Here is a 22,308-nt window from a genome sequence, read left to right as displayed (position 1 = left end):
CTAGCGTTTTTGTTATTTCTTCAAATGGTAACTGTACGTACTTACAATGATGTTCTCACGCCAAGAGAGTCTGAAACGCAAGCGCAGGCTTGTTTGGTTGTGCAAAATATTTTGCCAGCGACGTCTTGGGACAAACTGTGGAATGATGACGGTCGTTGTGTAATTGTGTTTGGCTGCATTGCGGCTGACTAGATCCACATAACGCAAGATGGGATTTTCAATCGAACGATACGAAGAATGAACGACGGAGAAACGCACGTCTGGGAATTTTTGCTTAAATTCTTGTTCGATCTCTTTTTCTTTCTTCACATCTTCATCCAACGAGACGTGCATCGCCACGACATAATCACCAATCGATTGGGCATAGTTCAATGCGCCGATATTTACTCGGGTAACATTTCCGACGAGAACGATCACGGTATTTCCTTCATAGACATGCAGTGCTTCTTGTTTTTCCAATCGCAGCTGTTCTGCGACTTTTTTATAATGATCATGGATCTTGTAAAAGATATACAAGAGGATCGGCATGATAATGAAGAATGGCCAAATATCGCCTAAGCGATACACGAACAAGATGGCAATGATCGCAAAAGAAATCAAAGCCCCAATGATGTTGGCGATCGATTTAAAGAACCAGCCTTTGCCTTCTTTTTTCCATTTGACGACCATTCCGCTTTGAGATAGTGCAAAAGGAATGAATACCCCGATGGAATACAACGGAATCAAACGCTCGGTCGATCCTTGGAAGATAAACAATAGGACGATGGAACCAGCAGCCAAGGTGATGATCCCGTTTGAGTAGCCGAGACGATCCCCACGGTCTTGATACATGTGTGGCATATATTTGTCTTTGGCTAAGTTATACGCCAACACGGGGAAGGCGGAAAATCCAGTATTTGCGGCAACTGCTAGAATCAGCGCTGTGGCAAATTGCAAAACGTAGTACATAAACCCATGACCAAAAACAGCAGAGCCAATTTGAGATAGGACGGTCACTTCTGCTTCTGGTACGATACCGTACCAATAGTTGATAAAAGTGATACCGACGAAGAAGAACCCTAAGATCGCAGCCATGATCGTCAAGGTCGCAGCTGCATTTTTCGCCCGTGGTTTTTTGAAAAATGGCACCGCGTTACTGATCGCTTCGACCCCCGTCAAAGAAGAGGAACCTGATGAGAAAGCCCGTAAGATCAAGGCTACGGATACCCCAGGTACGACAGCTCCTGGCAGTGCGGTTGCATTCAACGGTTGCGCACCAGTTACGATGTTGTACAAGCCGACCACGATCAAGACTGTGATCACTGCGATAAAGGTGTAGACAGGAATCATTAAGAAGCTAGCTGATTCTCGCAGCCCTCGCAGATTCATCATCATGATCAAGAGCACGATCACGACAGAAATGGCCACTTGATGGCCGAACAACGCTGGCACAGCAGAAGTGATGGCTTCCGCCCCTGCTGAGACGGATACTGCTACTGTCAGCATATAATCGATCAACAGTGAGCCGCCGGCAATCAGGCCCGCATTTTTCCCTAAATTTTCACTACTTACTACATACGCCCCACCACCGTGAGGGTAAGCATGAATGATCTGACGGTAAGACAAGGTCAATGAAATCAAAAGAATAATAACAAAAGCAGCGATCGGTAATGAATACCAGATGGCAGCAGCGGAAAGTGCCACTAATACGACAACGATCTGCTCTGTCCCATAAGCAATCGAAGACAAAGCATCAGAAGATAGCAACGCAAGGGCCGCCGTCCGGCTCAGTTTTTGTTCATCATTCTCTGCGGATTTCAATGGACGTCCGACCAACAAACGTTTCAAATACTCCACTTTTCTACACTCCTTTTCATGAAAAAATCCTTCGTTAAACTTGTAACGATATCCTCACAAATATTGAATTATCAAGACTGTATGCTACTCTTGTAACCGCGAAAAGTCAATGAAAATCAGATGAAAAAACGCCCCTTTTTCCCTCTTTTGATTATTAGAAATTTCACGTGATGGCACAAAAGCAGAAAGAACAAATGCTCTTTCTGCTTTTCGATGTTAGTGGAAGAAATGACTTTCTTTGGAAATGTCGCTTAATTTCTTCGTAGAGTTGACTAGATAAGGATACGCGTAGGTACCGACGATCCCAAAGACCAGGAACAAAATCGTTAAAATAACCAATTGTGGCACGGCATTTGGCCAATAGATCCCGCCAGCTGATTCTCTTAACAGATTGACTGCATGGGTAAATGGCAGCAGCGGATTAATGAATTGGAAGAACTTCCCAGAAACTTGGATCGGGTAGTTTCCTCCCCCACCTGAGATGGAGAGAACCAAAATGATGATGGCGATCCCTTTCCCGAGGTTGCCGAACAGTCCTGCCAGTACGTAGACGATCATCATAAAGGCGAGTCCGACGAGTAATGCGAAGAAGACACTGTACACTGGATTGTGGACATCAACGCCTAATAAAAACATATTTCCTAGGGTCACGATCAAACTTTGGGCGACTGCCATCGTCAAGAACGTCAGCATTCGTGCCACAAAGGTTTCACGTTGGGTAAAGCGTTTTTTGTCTTTCTTCTCTAAATGATACTCCGTTGTAGCGACACTTGACAACAATAATGCCCCTACCCACAAACACAATGCGGTATAAAACGGTGTGCTAGCTGAACCATTGTTGGCGATTGGATAGATTTCATTGCTTTTTAATTCCACTGGTTGTTTGAAGAAGTCGGCTTCATCGGTGGCATCAAGTTTCAATAATTTGATGACTTCTCCAAGATCGACTTCATTTTCTCCTGCTCGGATCGCATCAGCGGCTTTGTGAATGCCTGCTTTGATACTCGGCCAATCGTTATTGATCAAATCGACAGCCGCATCCAAGGCTTTTTCAACTTCTGGCAGTTTTTCATCCACCATTGCCATCGTAGAGCTGATTTCTGATTTGATAGTTGGCCAATCGTTTTGCAAGAAGTTTACGGCCAGCCCTAATTTTTCTTCGACCACTGGCAATTCGTTGTTGTACAGGTCGGCTCCTTTGTTGATGGCATTGACGATTTCATCCATGTGACCATTCAGCATCGTATTGGCATCGTGCAATTCTTGCTTGATGGCAGGCAATTCTTTTTGGTATTTTTCCAAAATCGTCACGGCATTGCTGACCACTGATTTGGTGGAAGACAGCAACGAATCAAAATCGATCTCTTGGGCTTTTTTCAAGACATCTTCGGCGGTGGTGATGGTTTTGATTAGTTTGGTTAGAATGTCGTTGATGGTGGTGGTGATTGAATCAACATTGATGCTGTTCATGAGATTGGCAACGTTTTGAGCAGCTGCGGTAACTTGATCGAGATACGCTGTAATTTCATCAACAGACCCATTTTGAACAAGGTTATTCAATTGCGATAAGCGGTCAGATAAAACACCTAACGTTGTTTTGGCATTGCTTAGTTGTGCAATGATGCCTTCTAGGTCGGCGTTACTGCCAGAATTCTGAATATTGGTTAAAAAGGCAATCAAGGAATCCAAGGCGGCTTGTTGTTGTTGGATGTTCTTTTGAAAGTCAGTGATCGTTGCACTGATTGCTTGACGCTCTTCATCCGTTAGTTCATTGTCAGCCAGCGCTTGGCGAATCGTACTTGTTAGACCGGCAGTGGTGGTTGCCACTTGACTGATCGACTCAATCGTCACCTTCACACTGCTAGAAATACTTGGCAGGGCATCTTGCAATTGTTGCGCCCCATCTTTGGTTGCGGTGGCGAAGCTGGCGGCTTGGTCGCCTAGTTGTTCGATCTGTGGTAAAGCGGTTTGCACTTGTTCAATGACTTGCAGTCCTTGCTTGGCGGTGTCGATGCCGTCCGTCATAGTGCTGGCAATGTCATCGAAATCATCGTCGATCATCTTCAATTGTTTGCCAGCATTTTGGATCTCTGGGATCTTTTCTTGCAAGGTCAAAATGATGCTGGCTTCTTTCTTCAATGCAGGCAGCTTATCGTTTAGGCCAATCAATTTTTCCCCCATAGCATCCACTTGTGGGATATAATCGGTGAATTCTTCGGCTTTTGCGATCTTTTCTTTGATTTCTGGAAACTTATCGTGCAAGGTGACGATCTCTTTCGTATAGCCATCGATCGTAGCCAAATTGTCATCGGTGTCTAAGATCATCGATTTGACTTTGTTGATGCTGACTAAGTTGGAATCAATGTCATAGCCGATTTCATTGAAGACTTTGATCAACGTGGAGCTGGCGGTTTCAATAAAGTTTTGTGAGATTTCTTCTTGAAGGCTGCTGGCTCCTTTATCGGTGATTTTTGGTGCGATGGCGTTGATTTTTTGGTTGCTATAATACTCGATGGTCGGTTTTTCGATTTTCCCACTGGTAAAGCTGATCAGATCATCTGAAAAATCCGCTGGCAGATAAATACCCGCGTAATATTTTCCTGACTTGACCCCTTCTACTAAGTCCTCTTTTGAATCCAAGAAGCGCCAGCCCAACTGCTTGTTTTTATGGAGGGTGTCGATGACTTCATCACCGATATCGATGTGCTTGTCTTGAAATTCTGCCCCTTTATCCGCACTGTAAACGGCAATCGGCAATTCACTGGTGTTGCCGTATGGGTCCCAGAGGGCTTTGATATTGAACCACGCATAAAGCGAGGGTAAAATCATTAAGGCAATGATCAAAAATGCAGAGATTGGATTGCTGAAAATTCGCTTCCAGTCCAGTTTATATAAATAGAAAACATTCTTTAGTTTATTCATTTTTTCTTCCCCCACTAGTTCTTCGTCGAAGGATAATTTACCATTTTTTTCCCCTGCCGCCAACGGCTAGGATCGACCAAGAAAAGTCCTTTTGACAAATGGACGTTTTTGTCAAAATGAAACCCCTTTACTTTTTGTTTTTTTTCGCTTATTGTTAAACTTTCTTTAACTTTACCATGATGGCGAAAAACACACCACTCATATCCTTTGATCTGTTTTTTTACAGGTCTTTCCTATACAAAAAAAGCTTCCTTTTTCTGCAACGAAAAAGGAAGCTTTTTTAGGTATTATTTCAGTTGATCCTTTGCCAATAACTCATACACATACTTCAATGAGGTAGCTTCGCCATATAATTGAAGATCTGCTTTTTCCTCTGGGGAATAGACTTGATCAAAGCTTTGATCGGGAATCAGCACGACATCGATACCCGCACGTGTCGCGGCTGTTGCTCCCACAAGAGAATCTTCCATGACTAAAGCTTTTTCTGCTGCGACTTGCGCTTTTTCTAAAGTCAGCAAGTAAGGTGCTGGATCAGGCTTATGGGCGGAGACGTCATCGCCAAAGGTCTGATAGTCAAAAGCCTGCAACAAATCGAAATGCGCCAACAATTCAGAGGCTCTTTTTTTCATCGTCGAGGTGGCTAATGCCGTTTGGAAGCCTTTCTCACGAGCCAATGCGATGGTTTCTTTCGCATAGGGTTTGGTTTTGAAGGTGCCATCGGTTATTTGCTGGGCAATATAGACTTCCCGTTCTGCTCGTAATTCCTGCACCCGCTGCTGACCGCCTACGAGGTCGGCTAATTTAGTGGCAGTCTGTTGCCAACTTTGACCACGCCAACCAAAAATATCAGCGGCTGTAATCGGAAGCTCATACTTTTTAAATAGCGCCAACCACCCATCAAAATAGACTCTTTCGGTATCGACTAACAATCCATCAAAATCAAAAATCAAAAGTTCTTTCATAAACGCTCCTTCGTTTTGCTAAGATTTTTTCCTCACTCACTGGGGATCAAGACATCTCCCGACTTTTGTCAGCAGCTGCTTGTACTGCTTTGATGACAGCCGCCCGAAAGCCATTTTCCTCTAAGGTTTTGACTGCTTGGATCGTTGTGCCCCCTGGCGAGCTGACACGATCCTTTAAGACACCTGGGTGTTCCTTCGTCTCTAGTACCATCTTCGCTGCGCCTAATACCGCTTGAGCAGCAAATTCATACGCCATCGGACGCGGCATTCCTTCTGCTACTGCTCCATCTGCCAAAGCTTCGATGAACAAATACGTGTAGGCTGGTGAAGAACCGCTGACACCAATGACTGCATCGATCATGCTTTCTGGTACTTGCTCGGCTTTCCCTAGGCTTTCAAAAAGCTGTTTGACTTCGTTGGCTTCGGCTTCCGTCACTTGACCGTTGGGACTGATAGAAGACATCCCTTCCCCCACCAGTGCAGGGGTATTTGGCATGACCCGCACGATTTTGTGCGCACCAATGATTTCTTCCATTTGCGCGATCGTCACGCCCGCGGCAATGGATACTAGCAAATGCTCCTTGGTCAAGCCGTCTTTTAAATCAGCAAGCAAGCGGGGAAAGACAAAAGGTTTGACTGCTAAGACAAGGATCTCTGCTTTTTCGGTGACATCTGCCAGCTTAGTTGTCCCAGTGATCCCGGTTTCTTTTTCTAATTGTGCCAAAGTCGGCTCGTAGCGATGATTATAAACCAAGATCTCTGCTGGTTCATACAGGTTTGCTGCAATCAAGCCGTTGATGATGGCTTTTGCCATGTTACCGGCTCCTAAAAAGGCGATTTTTCTCATAGTTTTCACGCTCCACTTCTGATTTTGGTACCACTTTTTGCTAAAAAAGCCTAATCAATGACTAGGCTTCAAACTCGATCATATACGGATGCAAGGCGGTGTTATAGATCCCTTCTGTATATTCTACCACTTCTCCTTGTAGATCATACGAATAACGGGTTCGTTTCAAGGCAGCGACCTCTGACGTGATCATAAACTTCTGTTGCTCTTCGGTCAAGGTCGTTGCCACGAACGCATCTTGAAAGCGATCGATGATCATTCGATGTTCATCCAATAGGCGATACAATGATTTTTCTTCAAAGACCTCGATGGAGGTACCCTTTAGCTGCTTTGGCAAATGGTACTCATAGTAAATAAAGGGTTGGTGGTCAAAATAATACATGCGACGTAAACGCATGACTTCTTTGCCCATCAAGGAATACGCTGGGTGTTCAGGCGCAAGTTCAACTAATTCATAGCTGAGGTTTTTCTTCGTGTATTCCTTGCCAGTCTTTTCAAGCAATTGGCTAAACGTCGTGCCTTTTGACAGCTTGTTATAAGGGCGATTGCTTAAAACCGTCGTCCCACGTCCGCTGCGTTTTTCCACATACTCATCTGCCGCTAACAATTCGATGGCTTTGCGGACAGTGATCTTGCTGACATTGAAGGTGGCTTCCAATTCTGTTTCCGTCGGTAAAAATGAACCAATCGGGTAGCGACCCGACATGATGTCTTCTTTGAGCTTATCGGCAACATCACGGTAAAGAATGTGTTTGCGTTTCATTGCTATCTCGCCTTTCTCTCATTGGATTGGTCTTGTTCTCCTTATTCATCAAAGGTAGGAATGTCTTCTGGTTGCGGCTCGATCAAGACTTTCCGTGGCTTGCTGCCTTCAGAAGGGCCAACGACACCTTGATCTTCTAATTCATCCACTAACCGAGCCGCTCGGTTATAGCCGATGCGAAAACGTCGCTGCAAGAGAGAAACGCTGGCGGTCTGCATTTCCACCACAAGGGCTTTGGCATCTTCGAATAGCTCATCTTGCGGTTGTCCGCTGCTGCCGGTACTCGTTTCTTCCTCAGTAACCATCATTTTTTCTTCATAATTGGCTTCTTGCTGATCGGTCACGAATTCAACCACTCGTTCGACTTCTTGGTCGGAGATAAAGGCCCCTTGGACCCGAATCGGTTTGTTCTCACCCATCGGCAGATACAGCATGTCGCCGCGTCCCAGCAGTTTTTCGGCTCCGTTCCCATCAATGATGGTCCGCGAATCGACACCGCTGGAAACCGCAAAGGCCATCCGTGATGGAACATTGGCTTTGATGATCCCTGTAATGACATCCACACTTGGTCGTTGCGTTGCTAGGATCATATGGATACCTGCTGCCCGTGCCATTTGCGCCAAACGAATGATGGCATCTTCGACTTCGTTGCTGGCAACCATCATCAAGTCGGCTAACTCATCGACGATCACTACAATGAATGGCAAGATCGGACGATTTTCACCGTCTTCTAAATTCTTATTGATCACTAAATCGTTGTAGCCAGTAATGTTTCGGACCCCAGTTGCCGCAAATTTTTCGTAGCGCTCTTCCATTTCCTTGACCACTTTTTGCAACGCTTGCGCCGCTTTGCGGGGATTGGTCACGACAGGTGTCAAGAGATGGGGAATCCCATTGTAAACATTTAATTCAACCATTTTCGGGTCGATCATCATCAGTTTGACTTCATGGGGTTTTGCCCGCATCAAAATACTGGTGATGATACCGTTGATGGCTACGGACTTCCCGCTCCCGGTCGATCCGGCAATCAAGAGATGGGGCATTTTCGTTAAGTCTGCCGTTTGGACACGGCCAGAAATATCGCGTCCTAAAGGTACTTCTAATAGTTTATCTGGATGATCCGGTTGGGCTTCGATCACTTCTCGGAATGAAACCATGCTGACTGCACTGTTTGGAACTTCGATCCCAATCAATGATTTCCCTGGGATCGGCGCTTCCATCCGCACATCTTTGGCAGCTAAGGCCAAGGCGATATCGTCGGTCAACCCGACGATTTTGCTGACTTTGACCCCTACTGCTGGTTGAACTTCGAATTTGGTTACTGCTGGTCCTAAGCTGGCTTTGACGACTTTTGCATCAACACCGAAGCTTTGGAAGGTGGTTTCTAACACACCGATATTTTGTTCGATCTTTTTGTACTCGCTGCTTTGATCCGTTGAAGGGATCGAATCGAGTAATTGCGCTGAAGGCAATTCATAATCACGATTTTCAGCTTCTTCCGAAATCTCAAATTCCAATACTTCACCATCATCATCGAGGATCTCTCCGTCTTCATTGACCTTTTTGCTTGGTCCCGGTTTGTTTCCTGCTGGATGTGGTGCTTGAGCGGCCTCTGGTCCCGCCGCTTGCGGCAATTCCTGGAAGTGGTCGATGGGTACAAAGCTCAGCTGCTCTGGTTCAAAATCAGCTGGCGCTTGCATCTGTTGTTCTTTTGCTGATTTTTCGTCTTCTGTCATTGGTCGGACTTGATTCTTTTCTTTGATCTCCGCCATGACTGCTGCTCGTTCGGCTTCTTTTTTGGCTTCTTTCGCAGCTTGCTTCTCTGCTGCTCGTTCCGCTTTGCGGGCTTCTCGTTCGGCTTGCTTTTCTGGAGAGCCTTCTAACAACCGCTGCAGCTTGTCACCAGCTGCTTGCAGGTGCTCGACTAACTCGTGGCTGCTCATTTGGCTGAACAAGAACGCCCCGATCAGCATGAGTAAAACAGCGATGATGTAGCTGCCGATCTGGGAAACAAGAAAATAGGTCGCCCCATAGAGCATGGCGCCAATCATTCCGCCCCCGACATTTTGGGTCACTTGGCTACGCCGAATATCGCCTAACAGCGTCATCCACGTCGTTTGGAAGATATTGGCTTGTTCTCCCACCACATTACTAAAGATTTGCGCATGGAGGATGATCAGTAAACCAAAATACACCAATACACAGCCAATCACTCGCCGAATACTCTTAAAGCGAGCATCGGTCGTTTTGATCGCTAACCAGACACCATAAGCGGCTAGGGCAACACTCAAAAATTGGTACGTGTTTCCGCCAACGATCCGAAACCCGTTGGCAATCAAGGTTCCTAAAAAACCTAAATGGAAAAAGCCAAATATCGAAAACAAGACAAAGAGCAGGCCGACGCCGACCAGCATTAATTTCTCTTGCTGTTTTTGTTGTTTTTTTGTTTTGCGTTTCTTTGCGCGTTTTTTTTGCGCCATTTCTATCCCTCTTTTCATCTTTCCCTATTATAACGAAAAAAGAAGGCGAACAAAAGTTTTCCTGTGAGAAATTTTGGTTCGCTGTTGGAATTTAAGGAAAAAAGAGGATGTCTGCCAGATATAGCAGTGATCATCCTCTTTTTAGCTGCTGCACAAATCCAGCGACTGTATAGACAATCAGTCCCGATGATTCAAAATCAGCTGTATTGGTCGTTACTAGACTGTCGATTTGATTTCGCTTCGCACAAGCTGCTAAAACAGCATCCTCAAAATCTGTCATTGTTGAATCAAGCGCCTGAAGGCAATCTGCTTCCGTAACTGTTAAGACGGTATGCACTTGGATCAGTTTTTTGACTTCCCTCCGAGCATCGACTCCTGCTGCTCCATCGAGAATATAGAAAAGATCCGTTAAGGTACTTGCCGTAATCACGCCCTCGCAAAGTCCATAAATGGAACTGTTGTATATCTGTTTGATGGCTTCTTGATGTCTTTTAGACCCTCTTCCTAATAAATAGTCAAGGATCACATTGGTGTCAATCACGACTCGTTTGGCTTTGTATTTGGTCATGCTTATTTTATTCTCCCAGATATTTTTTCCTACGCCGTTCGTTTCTTACTTTTTTGATGTCCACAACGTCAGGTGTTTCAAATGAATCTGCTAAAATGCCTTGCAATGAATCGACTAAACGAAGTTTCTCCTCTGGGGACAACGCTCCTACTGACTGCTTTTCTGTAATAACTAACTGTTTTTTGCCATTGACTTCTTCTGCCAGTTCCATTTCTAGTTCAGAACCTACCTGGAGATCCAATTTCTGAATCATTTTCTTAGACAAGCGAACCCCCTGTCCGTTGCCCCACTTAATCAAATGAGCGGTCTCTTTATAATGTTCCACTAGGCTCCCCCCCTCTTAATCGGATTTTCCTTACTACCTATCATTATAACATGAGCAAGCATATGTATACACAAGTATATACTTCAATCGTTCCTTCTTTCCTTAAATACGCAAAAGAAATGAATGTATAAAAAAACACCAACTGCTAAGCAGCCAGTGTATCTTGTTGACTTGTTTTAGTTTGGTGTGACGTCTTCGCCAAACCACTTTTCAGAGATTTCAGCAAAGGTGCCATTGTCTTGCAATTCTTTCAAGCCATCATTGATTTTATCTGCCATGGCTTGATCGTCTTTACGCACACCTACAGCAAAATCTTCTGCTTCAAAGGGGCTTTCGATTTCGTTGAAGTCATCGGTTTTGCCTGTTTGAGTCAAATAATATTCTGCGTAGACGCGGTCGATCAAAAGACCGTCGATCCGACCGTTTTCTAGATCGATAAAGGCTTCATTAAAGCTGGCATACAAGGTTGCGTCATTGCCGTCTACGAGATCCTTCAAAACTTCCGGTTGGTTATTGAAGGTCTCATAACCAGAAGAACCTTCTTGGGCGCCTAAGACTTTGCCCTCCATATCATCAAAGCTAGTAATGCCGCTGGTTTTTGCTGTGACTAAGACTTGTTTGTTTTCCATATAAGTATCTGTAAACAATACTTTTTCTTCACGAGCTGCGGTTTTGGTATACCCGTTCCAGATCATATCGATGGTGCCATTGCTTAGTTCGGTTTCTTTCATGGACCAATCGATTGGTTGAAATTTGACTTTGGTTCCTGTTAGATCCAAAATCGCTGTGGCTAAATCCACATCAAACCCAACGATGTTGCCTTGGTCGTCTTTAAAGCCCATCGGTACGAAGGTATCGTCTAGGCCGACGATCACTTCTTCTTTGTCAGCGGCACTGGTTGTGGTGTCATTGCTGCTGCCACACGCCCCTAATAAAAATACACTTGCTGCTGCGATTCCCGTCAATAGTAATTTTTTCATTTTGTTCTCCCCCTTATTCTCCTGCTACTTTTAATAATTGATCACCGATATTTTCGGCAAAAACCAAATCATGGGTCACCACGATCTGGGTCACTCCTTCTTTTTTCAGATCCAAGATCAGCTGTTCGACTTGCTGTCTCAAGCCTGGATCTAAGGCGCTGGTAGGCTCGTCATAGGCCAACACTTTGGGATTCATCGCCATCGCTCGTGCGATAGCCACCCGTTGCCGCTGCCCCCCGGACAATTGGAAGGGATATTGGGCTAGTAGGTCACTTAATCCTAGTTTTTCTGCCAACTGTTCGGCTTTTGCTGTATACGCGGCCTTGTCTTGTTTTAGCACCATTTTTGGCGCCAAAGTGATGTTTTCAAAAACTGACAAGTGCGGAAACAATTGGAAGTCTTGGAAGACGACACCGACGACTTGTTCTTGTTCTTTTGTGTCGGTGGGATCAAAGGTTTTGCCATCCAGTAAAAAGCTTCCAGAATCGATCGTTTCTAAACCAGCCAGTGTCCGAAGCAAGGTGGTTTTCCCGCCACCGGAAGGACCGACCACCGCTAAGATACTGCCGTCTTCGATCGTCAAGTCTAGCTGATCGATGACTTTTTTAGCGCCAAATGACTTTGATACTTGTTTTAGTTCTAACATATGTGGTTCCTCCTAACGGTAATAGTCCAGTTTGGTCTCGATTTGTTTTAACAATAACGTAAAGACGCCCGTCATCACCAAGTAGATCAAGCCGACCCCAACTAACGGAAGCAAGGTACTGTCTCGCTCCATGGCGATTTTCCCGATTCGCATCACGTCTGACAATCCTAAGATGTAGACGAGGGATGTGTCTTTGACAAGATTGATGACTTCATTGCCGACAGATGGCAGGGTGATCTTGACGACTTGTGGGATGATGATTTTTTGGATCGTTTGGATCGGGGACAAACGCAAGACTTTCGCGGCTTCATATTGTCCTGCTGGAATCGATTGGATCCCTCCACGGAAAATCTCGGCAAAATAAGCAGCGTAATTGATAATAAAGGCGATCAAGGCTGCTTCAAAGCGGTCAAAGACGATCCCTAAGATCGGCAGACCGTAGAATACGAAGATCAGCTGTAGCAATAAAGGCGTTCCTCGCATCAACCATACGTAGACTTGCACGATCAATTTCAAAATACGCAGGCGACTGGCTAAAACAAAGGCCAACAAGATGCCTAAGGGAATGGACCCGATTAAGGTCAGTGCGAACAATTTAACGGTGATTCCAGTTCCTGAAATCAGTTGGGGCATAACATTGACTAAATACTCAAACATGGTGACTTCCTCCTTGATAGGTTTCAATTTCGATTAGCAGCGATACAGCTTAGCGACGGTTTGCTCCGACGCTTATGTGACGCTGGGCGTTGGCTGGTGAGGGGCAACTGGCAAATTTCATTTTTCTAAAAAAGAAAAACAAAAAAAGCGCACACTGGCATTTGCCAGAGGACGCTTGATACGTGGTTCCACCTCAATTTGCCTTTCCTTCACAGGAAAAGGCCTCGTGCAGTCCTTGTGATCCTACCACTTTCGGTTTTCGGTGAGATGCAAAAAAAGAGAAAAAAAACGTCCCCTAGCCATTACAGCTAAAGGACGTTATCAACGCGGTTCCACCTTTGTTTATCAGTGCTTCACAGCAACTGAACTCAGAAAGTCATCAATCAATGACTGCTGCTGTAACGGGCAAACCCGGTCTCTCCTACTTTTCTTTCGGAAAAACGACTCCAAGATGTGTTTCACAACCATGCGTTATCTCTTTGCACCAACCAGAGACTCTCTTCAAACAGCAAGCCTTGCTACTCTTCTTTTCGATGTCTGTTTCATTAAGTTGTGTCTTACTTTACTCGCTCTAAAAGAAAATGTCAAACATTTTTTCTGAAATTTTCGAAACTTTGTCGCATGCACCGATTTCGAAGGGAAGATTCAGGGAAAAGAAGACGCAGCTGCTTAACCGAAGTACGCTTCAGCTAAGGCTTGTCCTTGCTTGATTTTTGCCCATTGCTGTTCAGTCGAAAGCTCATTGCCGCAGTCACAAGAGGCAAAGCCGCATTGATGAGAAAGATAAAGCCGCTCCTTAGGAATGATTTGGCTGGCTTTGTCTAATAAAGCGATCACTCGCTCTTCATCGTCTAATGTGGCGGTTTTGCTGGATAATAAGCCTAAGACAACCTCCACTTCTGGACGGTCTTTCAGCGCTTCTAAAGCCGAGATATCACCAGCACGGTCATCGTCCCACTCTAGGAAAAAGCGGTCATAATGCTGATCACGCAAGAATTTTTCGGCGATCGCTTTGTAGGTACCGCTGGCGGCCGCGCGGCTTTGGTAATTGCCGCGGCAGTTGTGGGTCCAGACTTTTAATCCTAATTCGTGGGCGTAGTCAGCGACTTCGTTGTTGATCGCCACGAATTCATCGGCTAACGCTTCTAAGCCGTCATTGCCTTGGGTGAAGAAGCTCTTGTCATTGTCTTCGGCGAATAATTCCCATAAACAATCATCGAACTGAACGATCTCACCACCGGCTTCTCGGTATTCCTGCAAGAATTCCTTGTAGGCGTTAAGCAGCCCTTCCCGCAAGGCTTCTTTCGTTGGATACACCTGACCTTCACCAACGAGGTCGTTAAAGACAGTCAGCTCGGTAAAGGCGTGGGCAGCCCCCCAGACGGTGATTTTGACTGGCAGGTCGCCAGCTTGGCGTTTGGTTTCTTTAAATAACGTCAAGTAATGATGGTTTTTGCCAGATAATGGTTCTGTGATTCGGATGCCGATGTCTTTACGTGTCTCAAAATGTCCACCGTCCAAATCTTCAAAGGCATACCCATGATCGGAGATATAGCGTTCAACGCCTTTTAATCCCCAGAGAAAATCCAGGTGCCACATTGAGCGGCCATGTTCGCCGTCTGTGATGACTGTAATGCCGTGTTCTTTTTGCGCTGCAATGATGTCAGCGATCGCTTTTGCTTCCGTTTCTTGGTAGCCAGGAAACGCATCATAAAACGGGTAGCGGATATCCTCCCGATGCTCGATTTGATTTTTGTAGTCCAATAAATCTTGTGGTCGTAACAATGACCCCACAAGCTGAAATTTGTCTGTTGCCATATCCATTCCTCCTATACAAAGTTTTCAAAATTGTTAGATTTATTCTAGCAAACATCTTATACTATAGATAATACTTATAAACTTGTATATTCCATAGGCAATACCTATAACATAAAAAGGAGGTTGTATCCCATGCGTATCCAGCAGCTTGAATATTTGGAAAAAATCGTAGAAACTGGCTCTTTCAATGAAGCCGCCAAACAGCTTTTCATCAGTCAGCCCTCCCTCTCTCAAGCCATGAAAGAGTTGGAAAAAGAGTATGATCTGCAGCTGTTTTACCGCAGTAAATTAGGGGTGACCTTGACCGATGATGGCCGTTCCTTTCTCAACTATGCTCGAAATGTTTTAGACCAAGTCAATCTCTTGGACGAACGCTTTCGCAAAGACAGCCATCGCAAGCATGTTTTCAGTGTTTCCGCACAACACTATGCCTTCGTCGTCCACGCCTTCGTGGAGCTGGTCAAACAGTTAGGGGAAGATGAATTTCAATTCACCTTGCGGGAGACCCAGACACAAAATGTACTGGATGATATCCAGACGTTTAAGAGCGAATTAGGGGTCATTTATCTGAATGATTTCAACACAACGGTCTTGACCCGTTTGATCCACGAAAAAGACCTGCAATTCATTCCTTTATTTGAAGCCAAACCCCACGTCTTCATCGGCCGAGAAAATCCCCTGACTCAGAAAAAAAGCATCACATTAGCTGATTTGGAACCATATACCTATCTGTCGTACGAACAAGGGGAAACCAATTCCTTCTACTTTTCTGAAGAGATCTTAAGCACTTTACAGCGCAAAAAACACATCCGCATCAGCGATCGTGCCACGATCTTCAATTTGATGGTGGGTCTCAACGGCTATACCATCAGCTCTGGAATCATCAGCAGTGAGCTGAATGATGAAAAAATCGTTGCGATCCCTTTGGAAGTCGATGATGCGATGACACTAGGTTACCTAAAACACAAGAAAATGGAACTGAGTGAGATGGCTTTGGACTATCTCGCCTTGTTGAAGCAGCATATCAAAAACTACGGTTTCGACGTCTTTTAAAAAAAACGATCCGCAGACAGTCGGTCGGGCTACCTTAGTAAGGTGTCCCGACCCTGTTGCGGATCGTTTTGTTTCTTTTGTGCTTTTTTTGTTCTTAAACTGTCTTACGTTGGCGTTGTGGAGAATAAATCAACGCAATGGTTTCCATTCCCACTCTTCGACTTCGGCGATATCATAGCCGTTTTCTCGAATAAAGTCATGGTGATACGCAACGGTGTCTGCCATTTTTTGGGCAAAGTCCGTTGCTTTTTCTCCATAGACCCATTCGGCGGCGTCTTTGGCTAAGTGGAAGCGATCCAATTCAGAAAGGATCCGCATATCAAACGGTGTCGTGATGTCGCCATTTTCTCGGTACCCATGAATATGAAGCTGTTGGTTGCGACGGCCAAAGAAGATATCGCGAATCAGTCCTTCATACCCGTGGAAAGCAAACACGATCGGTTTGTCTTTCGTAAAGTAGGCTTCGAATGCTTCATCGCTCAACCCACGAGGATCGACTGCTGGACGACGCAATTTCAATAGATCAACCACATTGATGAAGCGGACTTTCAACTCTGGGAAGGCTTCAATCAGCAAGGAAACAGCGGCTAAAGCTTCCAAATTCGGTTCCGTCCCAGCAGCTGCGATCACAATATCGGGTTCTTGTTCTTCATCTGTCGATGCCCAGTCGATGACTTTCAAGCCATCTTTGACAAGCACTTTCGCTTCATCCGCCGAATAAAACTGCGGACGTGGGTGTTTTGAAGAGACCACTAGATTGATCTTTTCTTCAGAAGCGAGCGTTTCTGCCATGACAGCCATCAAGCTATTAGCGTCGGCTGGCAAGTAGACCCGCACAAAGTCGGCTTTTTTCTCTGCAATATGGGTCATGATCCCTGGATCTTGGTGGGTGTACCCATTATGGTCTTGTTGGAAGACCGTTGATGAAGCAATCAAATTCAATGAGGGGTACGGGTTGCGCCAGTCAAGATCATGGGCTTTTCGTAACCATTTGAAGTGTTGCGTGATCATAGAATCAACGACTCTTAAGAATGACTCGTAGCTGGCAAAGAAGCCATGACGACCCGTCAGCACATAGCCTTCCAAGAAGCCTTCTGCTTGATGCTCTGATAATTGTGAATCAATCACACGGCCCACTGAAGACAGCCATTCATCGTAATCAGGATGTTTTGGCTCCAACCATTGGCGATCCGTGACTTCAAACACATGGTTCAACCGATTGGATTTGGCTTCATCTGGGCCAAAGATGCGGAAGTTGTCAGGATTTTCTTTGATGATGTCACGGGCAAATTTCCCAAAGACCATCATGTCTTGGGCAGTCGTTTCCCCAGGTGTCTCAATCGCAATGGCATGTGCTTGCCAATCTGGCAAGCGTAGCGGTTGCGGATCGATCCCCCCATTGGTGATCGGATTGACCGCCATCCGTTGCTCCCCTTTTGGCGCCAATTCTTGAATCTCAGCTTTGATGCGGCCGTTTTCGTCAAAAAGCTCTTCTGGACGATAAGACTGCAGCCAATCCGTCAAAGCATCCACGTGTTCCATATGTTTCGCATTGACCGGGATCGGCACTTGGTGGGCACGGAAGCCCCCTTCAATCGGCTCGCCATCCCAGACTTTCGGTCCAGTCCAGCCTTTCGGTGTGCGAACGATCAAAACAGGCCAATGAGGCATAGCGGCTTCTTCCGCAGAACCTTTGCGGGCTTCTGCTTGGATCGCGTGGATCTGTTCGATGGCTTGATCCATTTTCTGTGCCAATTGCGGATGAACGGCTTCTGGATCGTCCCCTTCTACGAAATAAGGGGTCCAACCCATGCCTTCAAAATATTTCGTGAGATCTTGATCGCTTTTACGAGCCAAGATCGTTGGATTGGCAATCTTGGCGCCATTCAAATGCAAGATAGGCAAAATTGCGCCATCATTGACTGGATTGATAAAGGTATTTGAAAACCAGCTGCCCGCTAATGGTCCAGTTTCGGCTTCGCCATCACCGACCACTACTGCTGCAATGACATCGGGATTGTCTAAAATAGCTCCAGTAGCGTGGGCGATGGAATAGCCTAGCTCGCCGCCTTCATGGATCGAACCTGGCGTTTCAGGTGCCGCATGAGAAGCGATCCCACCTGGGAAAGAGAAGGTTTTGAATAGATGTTTCATCCCTGCTTCGTCTTGGGTGGCTTTTGGATAGATCTCGCTGTAGCTGCCGTCTAAATAAGCATTCGCAACCATGACTTGTCCGCCATGGCCTGGTCCTTCGATATAAAACATGTTTAAGTCGTACTTATTGATGACGCGATTGAGATGGGTGTAAATAAAATTTTGTCCTGCGATCGTTCCCCAGTGACCAATCGGATTCACTTTCAAATCTTTTTCTTCGATGGGGCGGCGCAATAAGGGATTGTCTTTCAAATAAATCTGACCAACGGAAAGGTAGTTGGCTGCTCGCCACCAAGCGTTCATTTTCTGATAATACTCTGGTGTATCGTAGGTTGTCTTCATTGTGCTCCTCCTTTTAGTCCATTGTTCCACTCTTACATAAAAGTCTATGCCCCCTATATTTAAAAGTCAATTTTGCTGATTGCTGGTGCTTTCAGGGGTCTGCTTATCCGCACTTTGCAGATAGAAGGCAAGAAAGCTTAAGAAAAACGCAAAGAAACCGCCGACCATCGCCAACGGTTTCTTTTGTGATTGGGTACTTATTTGATCGTTACGTATTCTAATGCCACAAGCTTCGCCCATGTTTCGATCTGATCAGAATTTAGGACAAGTGAGACGACGGTGTGATGGCCACCGCCTGTTTCGATCCACTGTTTGACGCCATCGTGGAAGTTTGGTTTTGGTGTCCACATTACTCGTGCAACCGGTAGTTTTGGTGCTTCTTCAGTTGGCTCAAAGGCATCGACTTCATTGATCAATAATTTGTAGTGGGTGCCAAAGTCTGCCATCGAAACCACGACACCTTCGCCGCCTTGGCCGTCAAAGACGAGTCGGGCTGGGTCTTCACGATCCCCCATCGACAATGGCGAAACCACGATTTTTGGTTTGTTGGCTGCTAATACTGGATCGACTTCCATCATGTGGGATTGCAAGATGGCTTCTTTTCCTGGTGTCAGCTCATAGGTATAGTCTTCCATAAAGCCAGTCGCCTTATTGTGGGCCATGATTTTCATCAAGCGGTCAATAGCGGCGGTTTTCCAGTCCCCTTCACCAGCAAACCCATAGCCTTCTGCCATCAAACGTTGTACAGCTAAACCAGGCAACTGCTGCATACCATATAGGTCTTCAAAGTTCGTGGTAAATGCCGTATAGCCGCCTGCTTCAAGGAAGCGGCGCAGACCGATTTCTTGTTTGGCTTGGGCTTTGACATGACGTGCCCATTCTTCTTTGTCGTAATCGCCATAATCGAAATCATACAGCTGGCTGTATTCTTCAAAGAGTCCATCGACTTCTTCGTCAGTCACCGCATCGACGACTTGAACCAAATCGCCGATCCCAAAATAATCAACGGTCCAGCCAAATTGGATCTGTGCTTCGACTTTATCGCCTTCGGTCACCCCAACGTTACGCATGTTGTCGCCAAAACGAGCGACTTTGATTTGGAAGCTTTCATTGTAGCCGACTGCCACGTCCATCCAAGCAGCGATTTCTTTTTGGATGGCTTCATTTTTCCAATAGCCGACAACGATTTTGTTTTGCTTTTTCAAACGAGCATTGATAAATCCATATTCTCGGTCACCATGAGCCGCTTGGTTCAAGTTCATAAAGTCCATATCGATGGTTTCCCATGGAATTTGTTCATTGTATTGAGTGGCAAGGTGCAGCAATGGTTTTTGTAATAATTTCGTGCCGCGAATCCACATTTTTGCTGGTGAGAAGGTGTGCATCCAGGTGATCACCCCAGCGACTTCATCCCGATAGTTGACTTCTTTCATGATTTTCGTAATCGTATCGGCAGTAACAGCGAGTTCTTGTAAAACGACTGGATAAGGCAGCTTTGAGCTGTCATTTAAGCTTTTGACCATTTCTTCTGCATGGTCCCGTACTTCTTGTAACGCTTCTTCTCCGTATAAGTGCTGTGATCCTACGACGAACCAAAATTCTTTTTTCCCGATTTCTAACATTCTACTTGCTCCTTTTTCGTTATTTTTGCCCGTAATAGGCATTTTCTCCATGTTTGCGTAAATAATGTTTGTCTAAGACCCGCTGCGGCAATTCGGGTGCGTAACTGTTCAGCTGACGCGTGATAAAATTCATCTTAGCGACTTCTTCTAAGACCACTGCGTTCATCACCGCCGCATCCGCCGTTTTGCCCCAGGTAAATGGTCCATGACCGTGAAGCAAGACACCAGGAATTTCTTCTGGCGTGATGCCGCGTTCCTTAAAGGTTTCGACGATCACCTGTCCTGTTTGTGCTTCATAGCCTTCATCGATCTCGGTTTGCGTCAAAAAGCGGGCACAGGGGACTGCTCCATAAAACGTATCGGCATGGGTTGTGCCCATCGCTGGCAAATCGAGTCCTGCCTGAGCCCAGCTCGTCGCCCAAGTAGAATGGGTATGGACGATCCCACCAATTTCTGGAAATGCTTTGTATAAAACGGCATGCGTTGGCGTATCGGAGGAAGGATTTTTCGCTCCTTCCACTACGTTGCCCTCAAAATCACAAACCACCATATCACTGGCTTGCATGGTTTCATAGTCAACACCGCTAGGTTTGATGACAAACAATTGCTGTTGGCGATCCACTGCTGACACATTGCCCCAAGTGTATTTGATCAATCCTTGCTTCGGCAATGCCAAATTGGCCTGAAAGACTTCTTCTTTTAATCCTTCTAACACAAAATTCCCTTCTTTCTTTTTAAATCAACGCATCGATTGCCGCTTGCTCGATCGGCAACCCTGCTTGGTAACGTTGGGTAAAGACGGTAAACCCCTGAATGTCGGCTTCTGTCGGGGCTAAGGTCACGCCGTGGTCATTTTTAAACACTTGATCTGTTAAGAATGCTGCCAAGGATTGTTCTGGCGTGTGACGGCGAAGGTACGCTGCTAAAAGGGCGATCCCCCAGGCGCCGCCTTCACCAGCCGTTTCCATGACCGTGACTGGGGCTTCCATGACAGCTGCCAAGACACGTTGGGCAACTTCTGGCGTTTTGAAGATCCCACCGTGACCAACGATTCGATCAATAGCGACGTCTTCGGCTTCCAGAATCTTCATCCCGATCTTCATCGCACCAAAGGCACTAAACAGATGTAAGCGCATGAAATTTGCTAAAGTAAAAGAACTTTCTGGCGATCGGACGAAAAGCGGCCGTCCTTCAGGGATCTTAGTGATATTTTCACCAGAATAATAGCCATAAGAAAGCATCCCGCCACAGTCTGAATCCCCTTTCAATGCTTCGTTGAATAAGGTCGCAAACAATTCTTCCGTGGAAAGTTTCATTCCAGCTGCATCGGCAAATTCGCGGAAAAGTTTGACCCAGGCATTGATCTCCGAGGTACAGTTATTCGTATGGACCATCCCCACCAAATCACCAGAAGGCGTCGTGACCAAATCGATCTCTGGATACACTTTAGTTAAGGGTTCTTCTAAGACGATCATGGCAAAAGCAGACGTCCCGGCTGAAACATTCCCGCTTCGCTGTGCCACACTATTCGTGGCAACCATGCCAGTGCCCGCATCGCCTTCTGGCGGACATAACGGGATGCCAGCTTGCAAAGTACCAGTTGGGTCGAGTTTTTTTGCCCCTTCTGCCGTCAATGTGCCGGCTGGTTCGCCTGCTGTCAACACTTGCGGCAAAAGGTCTTTGATCTGCCAAGGATACCCCTGACTGCTGATTTGTGCATCAAATTGCTGCAGCATATTCGCATCATAGTTTTTTGTCGTACTGTCGATTGGGAACATCCCTGATGCATCGCCGATTCCGATAACTTTTTCCCCTGTAAGCTGCCAATGGACATAGCCGGCTAAGGTAGTGAAAAAAGCAACCTCTGGGACGTGGGCTTCTTGATTCAAAATCGCTTGATACAAATGCGCGATACTCCAACGCTGCGGGATGTTGTATTGGAACAATGCCGTCAAGGCTTTTTCTGCTTCTTCCGTGATCGCATTGCGCCATGTCCGAAAAGGTACCAACAGCGTGCCTTGCTGATCAAAAGCCATATAGCCGTGCATCATTGCAGAAAAACCGATACTGCCGATCGTCGTCAAAGGTACCTCGAATTGCTGTTGGATGTTGTGCGCCAACTCTTGATAGCTGGCTTGCAGTCCTTGCCAAATCGCCTCTAGTGAGTAGGTCCAAATCCCTTGCTCCAATTGATTTTCCCATTCAAAGCTACCTGAAGCGATCGTCTGAAACTGCTCATCGATCAAGACAGCTTTGATCCGTGTCGAGCCTAGCTCGATCCCAAGAGACGTGCGCCCGTCAATAATTGCTTGCCTTACTTGTTGCGTCATCTT

General features: G+C 45.9%; 17 protein-coding genes and 1 other annotated feature. Of the genes, 1 reads left to right on the top strand and 16 read right to left on the bottom strand.

The window, feature by feature from the left end:
• Window positions 1-12 precede the first annotated feature (12 nt).
• From IGK14_RS02060 to IGK14_RS02005, 12 genes are all read right to left on the bottom strand, one after another.
• Window positions 13-1,836: an APC family permease gene (locus IGK14_RS02060; protein ID WP_005227281.1), complete on the bottom strand. Its 1,824-nt coding sequence runs from the start codon at window positions 1,834-1,836 to the stop codon at window positions 13-15.
• A gap of 216 nt (window positions 1,837-2,052) precedes the next feature.
• Window positions 2,053-4,758 carry a YhgE/Pip domain-containing protein gene (locus IGK14_RS02055; protein ID WP_010748725.1) on the bottom strand — a complete coding sequence of 902 codons (2,706 nt, stop codon included), beginning with the start codon at window positions 4,756-4,758 and terminating at the stop codon, window positions 2,053-2,055.
• Window positions 4,759-5,045: 287 nt separating this feature from the next.
• Window positions 5,046-5,720, bottom strand: a complete 675-nt coding sequence (locus IGK14_RS02050; protein ID WP_005227279.1) for an HAD family hydrolase — start codon at window positions 5,718-5,720, stop codon at window positions 5,046-5,048.
• 46 nt (window positions 5,721-5,766) lie between these two features.
• Window positions 5,767-6,567 (bottom strand): pyrroline-5-carboxylate reductase, encoded by an 801-nt coding sequence (proC, locus tag IGK14_RS02045; RefSeq protein ID WP_010748724.1) that lies wholly within the window; start codon window positions 6,565-6,567, stop codon window positions 5,767-5,769.
• Window positions 6,568-6,628: 61 nt separating this feature from the next.
• Entirely contained in the window at window positions 6,629-7,330 is a 702-nt protein-coding gene (locus IGK14_RS02040) for a GntR family transcriptional regulator (protein ID WP_010748723.1), read from the bottom strand.
• Window positions 7,331-7,371: 41 nt separating this feature from the next.
• The gene (locus IGK14_RS02035) at window positions 7,372-9,810 is read right to left on the bottom strand and encodes an FtsK/SpoIIIE family DNA translocase (RefSeq protein ID WP_010748722.1); all 2,439 of its coding nucleotides are present in this window, start codon (window positions 9,808-9,810) and stop codon (window positions 7,372-7,374) included.
• A 130-nt stretch (window positions 9,811-9,940) separates the two neighbouring features.
• A complete protein-coding gene (locus IGK14_RS02030; RefSeq protein WP_010748721.1) occupies window positions 9,941-10,378 on the bottom strand; it encodes a type II toxin-antitoxin system VapC family toxin in 438 nt (145 codons plus the stop codon).
• Between the two features lie 7 nt (window positions 10,379-10,385).
• Window positions 10,386-10,703, bottom strand: coding sequence for an AbrB/MazE/SpoVT family DNA-binding domain-containing protein (locus tag IGK14_RS02025; RefSeq protein ID WP_010748720.1), 318 nt, complete (start codon window positions 10,701-10,703; stop codon window positions 10,386-10,388).
• A gap of 176 nt (window positions 10,704-10,879) precedes the next feature.
• A complete protein-coding gene (locus IGK14_RS02020) occupies window positions 10,880-11,683 on the bottom strand; it encodes an amino acid ABC transporter substrate-binding protein (RefSeq protein WP_010748719.1) in 804 nt (267 codons plus the stop codon).
• A gap of 13 nt (window positions 11,684-11,696) precedes the next feature.
• The gene (locus IGK14_RS02015) at window positions 11,697-12,329 is read right to left on the bottom strand and encodes an amino acid ABC transporter ATP-binding protein (protein WP_010748718.1); all 633 of its coding nucleotides are present in this window, start codon (window positions 12,327-12,329) and stop codon (window positions 11,697-11,699) included.
• Window positions 12,330-12,341: 12 nt separating this feature from the next.
• Window positions 12,342-12,986 carry an amino acid ABC transporter permease gene (locus IGK14_RS02010; RefSeq protein WP_010748717.1) on the bottom strand — a complete coding sequence of 215 codons (645 nt, stop codon included), beginning with the start codon at window positions 12,984-12,986 and terminating at the stop codon, window positions 12,342-12,344.
• A 308-nt stretch (window positions 12,987-13,294) separates the two neighbouring features.
• Window positions 13,295-13,529: a binding site (T-box leader), on the bottom strand.
• A 126-nt stretch (window positions 13,530-13,655) separates the two neighbouring features.
• Complete coding sequence (locus tag IGK14_RS02005) at window positions 13,656-14,810, bottom strand: cobalamin-independent methionine synthase II family protein (protein WP_005227269.1); 1,155 nt, start codon at window positions 14,808-14,810, stop codon at window positions 13,656-13,658.
• Between the two features lie 126 nt (window positions 14,811-14,936).
• On the opposite strand from IGK14_RS02005, the gene IGK14_RS02000 reads away from it, so the two are divergent.
• A complete protein-coding gene (locus tag IGK14_RS02000) occupies window positions 14,937-15,857 on the top strand; it encodes a LysR family transcriptional regulator (RefSeq protein WP_005227268.1) in 921 nt (306 codons plus the stop codon).
• A 129-nt stretch (window positions 15,858-15,986) separates the two neighbouring features.
• Here the strand turns inward: IGK14_RS02000 and IGK14_RS01995 are convergent, their stop codons facing one another.
• The 4 genes from IGK14_RS01995 to IGK14_RS01980 form a co-directional block, all read right to left on the bottom strand.
• Entirely contained in the window at window positions 15,987-18,353 is a 2,367-nt protein-coding gene (locus tag IGK14_RS01995) for a phosphoketolase family protein (RefSeq protein WP_081116185.1), read from the bottom strand.
• Window positions 18,354-18,550: 197 nt separating this feature from the next.
• Window positions 18,551-19,975 (bottom strand): L-arabinose isomerase, encoded by a 1,425-nt coding sequence (araA, locus tag IGK14_RS01990; RefSeq protein WP_010748714.1) that lies wholly within the window; start codon window positions 19,973-19,975, stop codon window positions 18,551-18,553.
• Between the two features lie 19 nt (window positions 19,976-19,994).
• Entirely contained in the window at window positions 19,995-20,690 is a 696-nt protein-coding gene (locus IGK14_RS01985; protein WP_010748713.1) for an L-ribulose-5-phosphate 4-epimerase, read from the bottom strand.
• 19 nt (window positions 20,691-20,709) lie between these two features.
• Window positions 20,710-22,305 (bottom strand): xylulokinase, encoded by a 1,596-nt coding sequence (locus tag IGK14_RS01980; protein WP_194186127.1) that lies wholly within the window; start codon window positions 22,303-22,305, stop codon window positions 20,710-20,712.
• Between the last annotated feature and the right edge of the window lie 3 nt (window positions 22,306-22,308).

The organism is Enterococcus sp. DIV0970a (genome assembly GCF_051711265.1).
Taxonomy (GTDB): Bacteria; Bacillota; Bacilli; order Lactobacillales; family Enterococcaceae; genus Enterococcus_D; species Enterococcus_D casseliflavus.
Note: the sequence above shows the minus strand (reverse complement) of the source record. Positions and strands in the feature narration are given on the sequence as shown.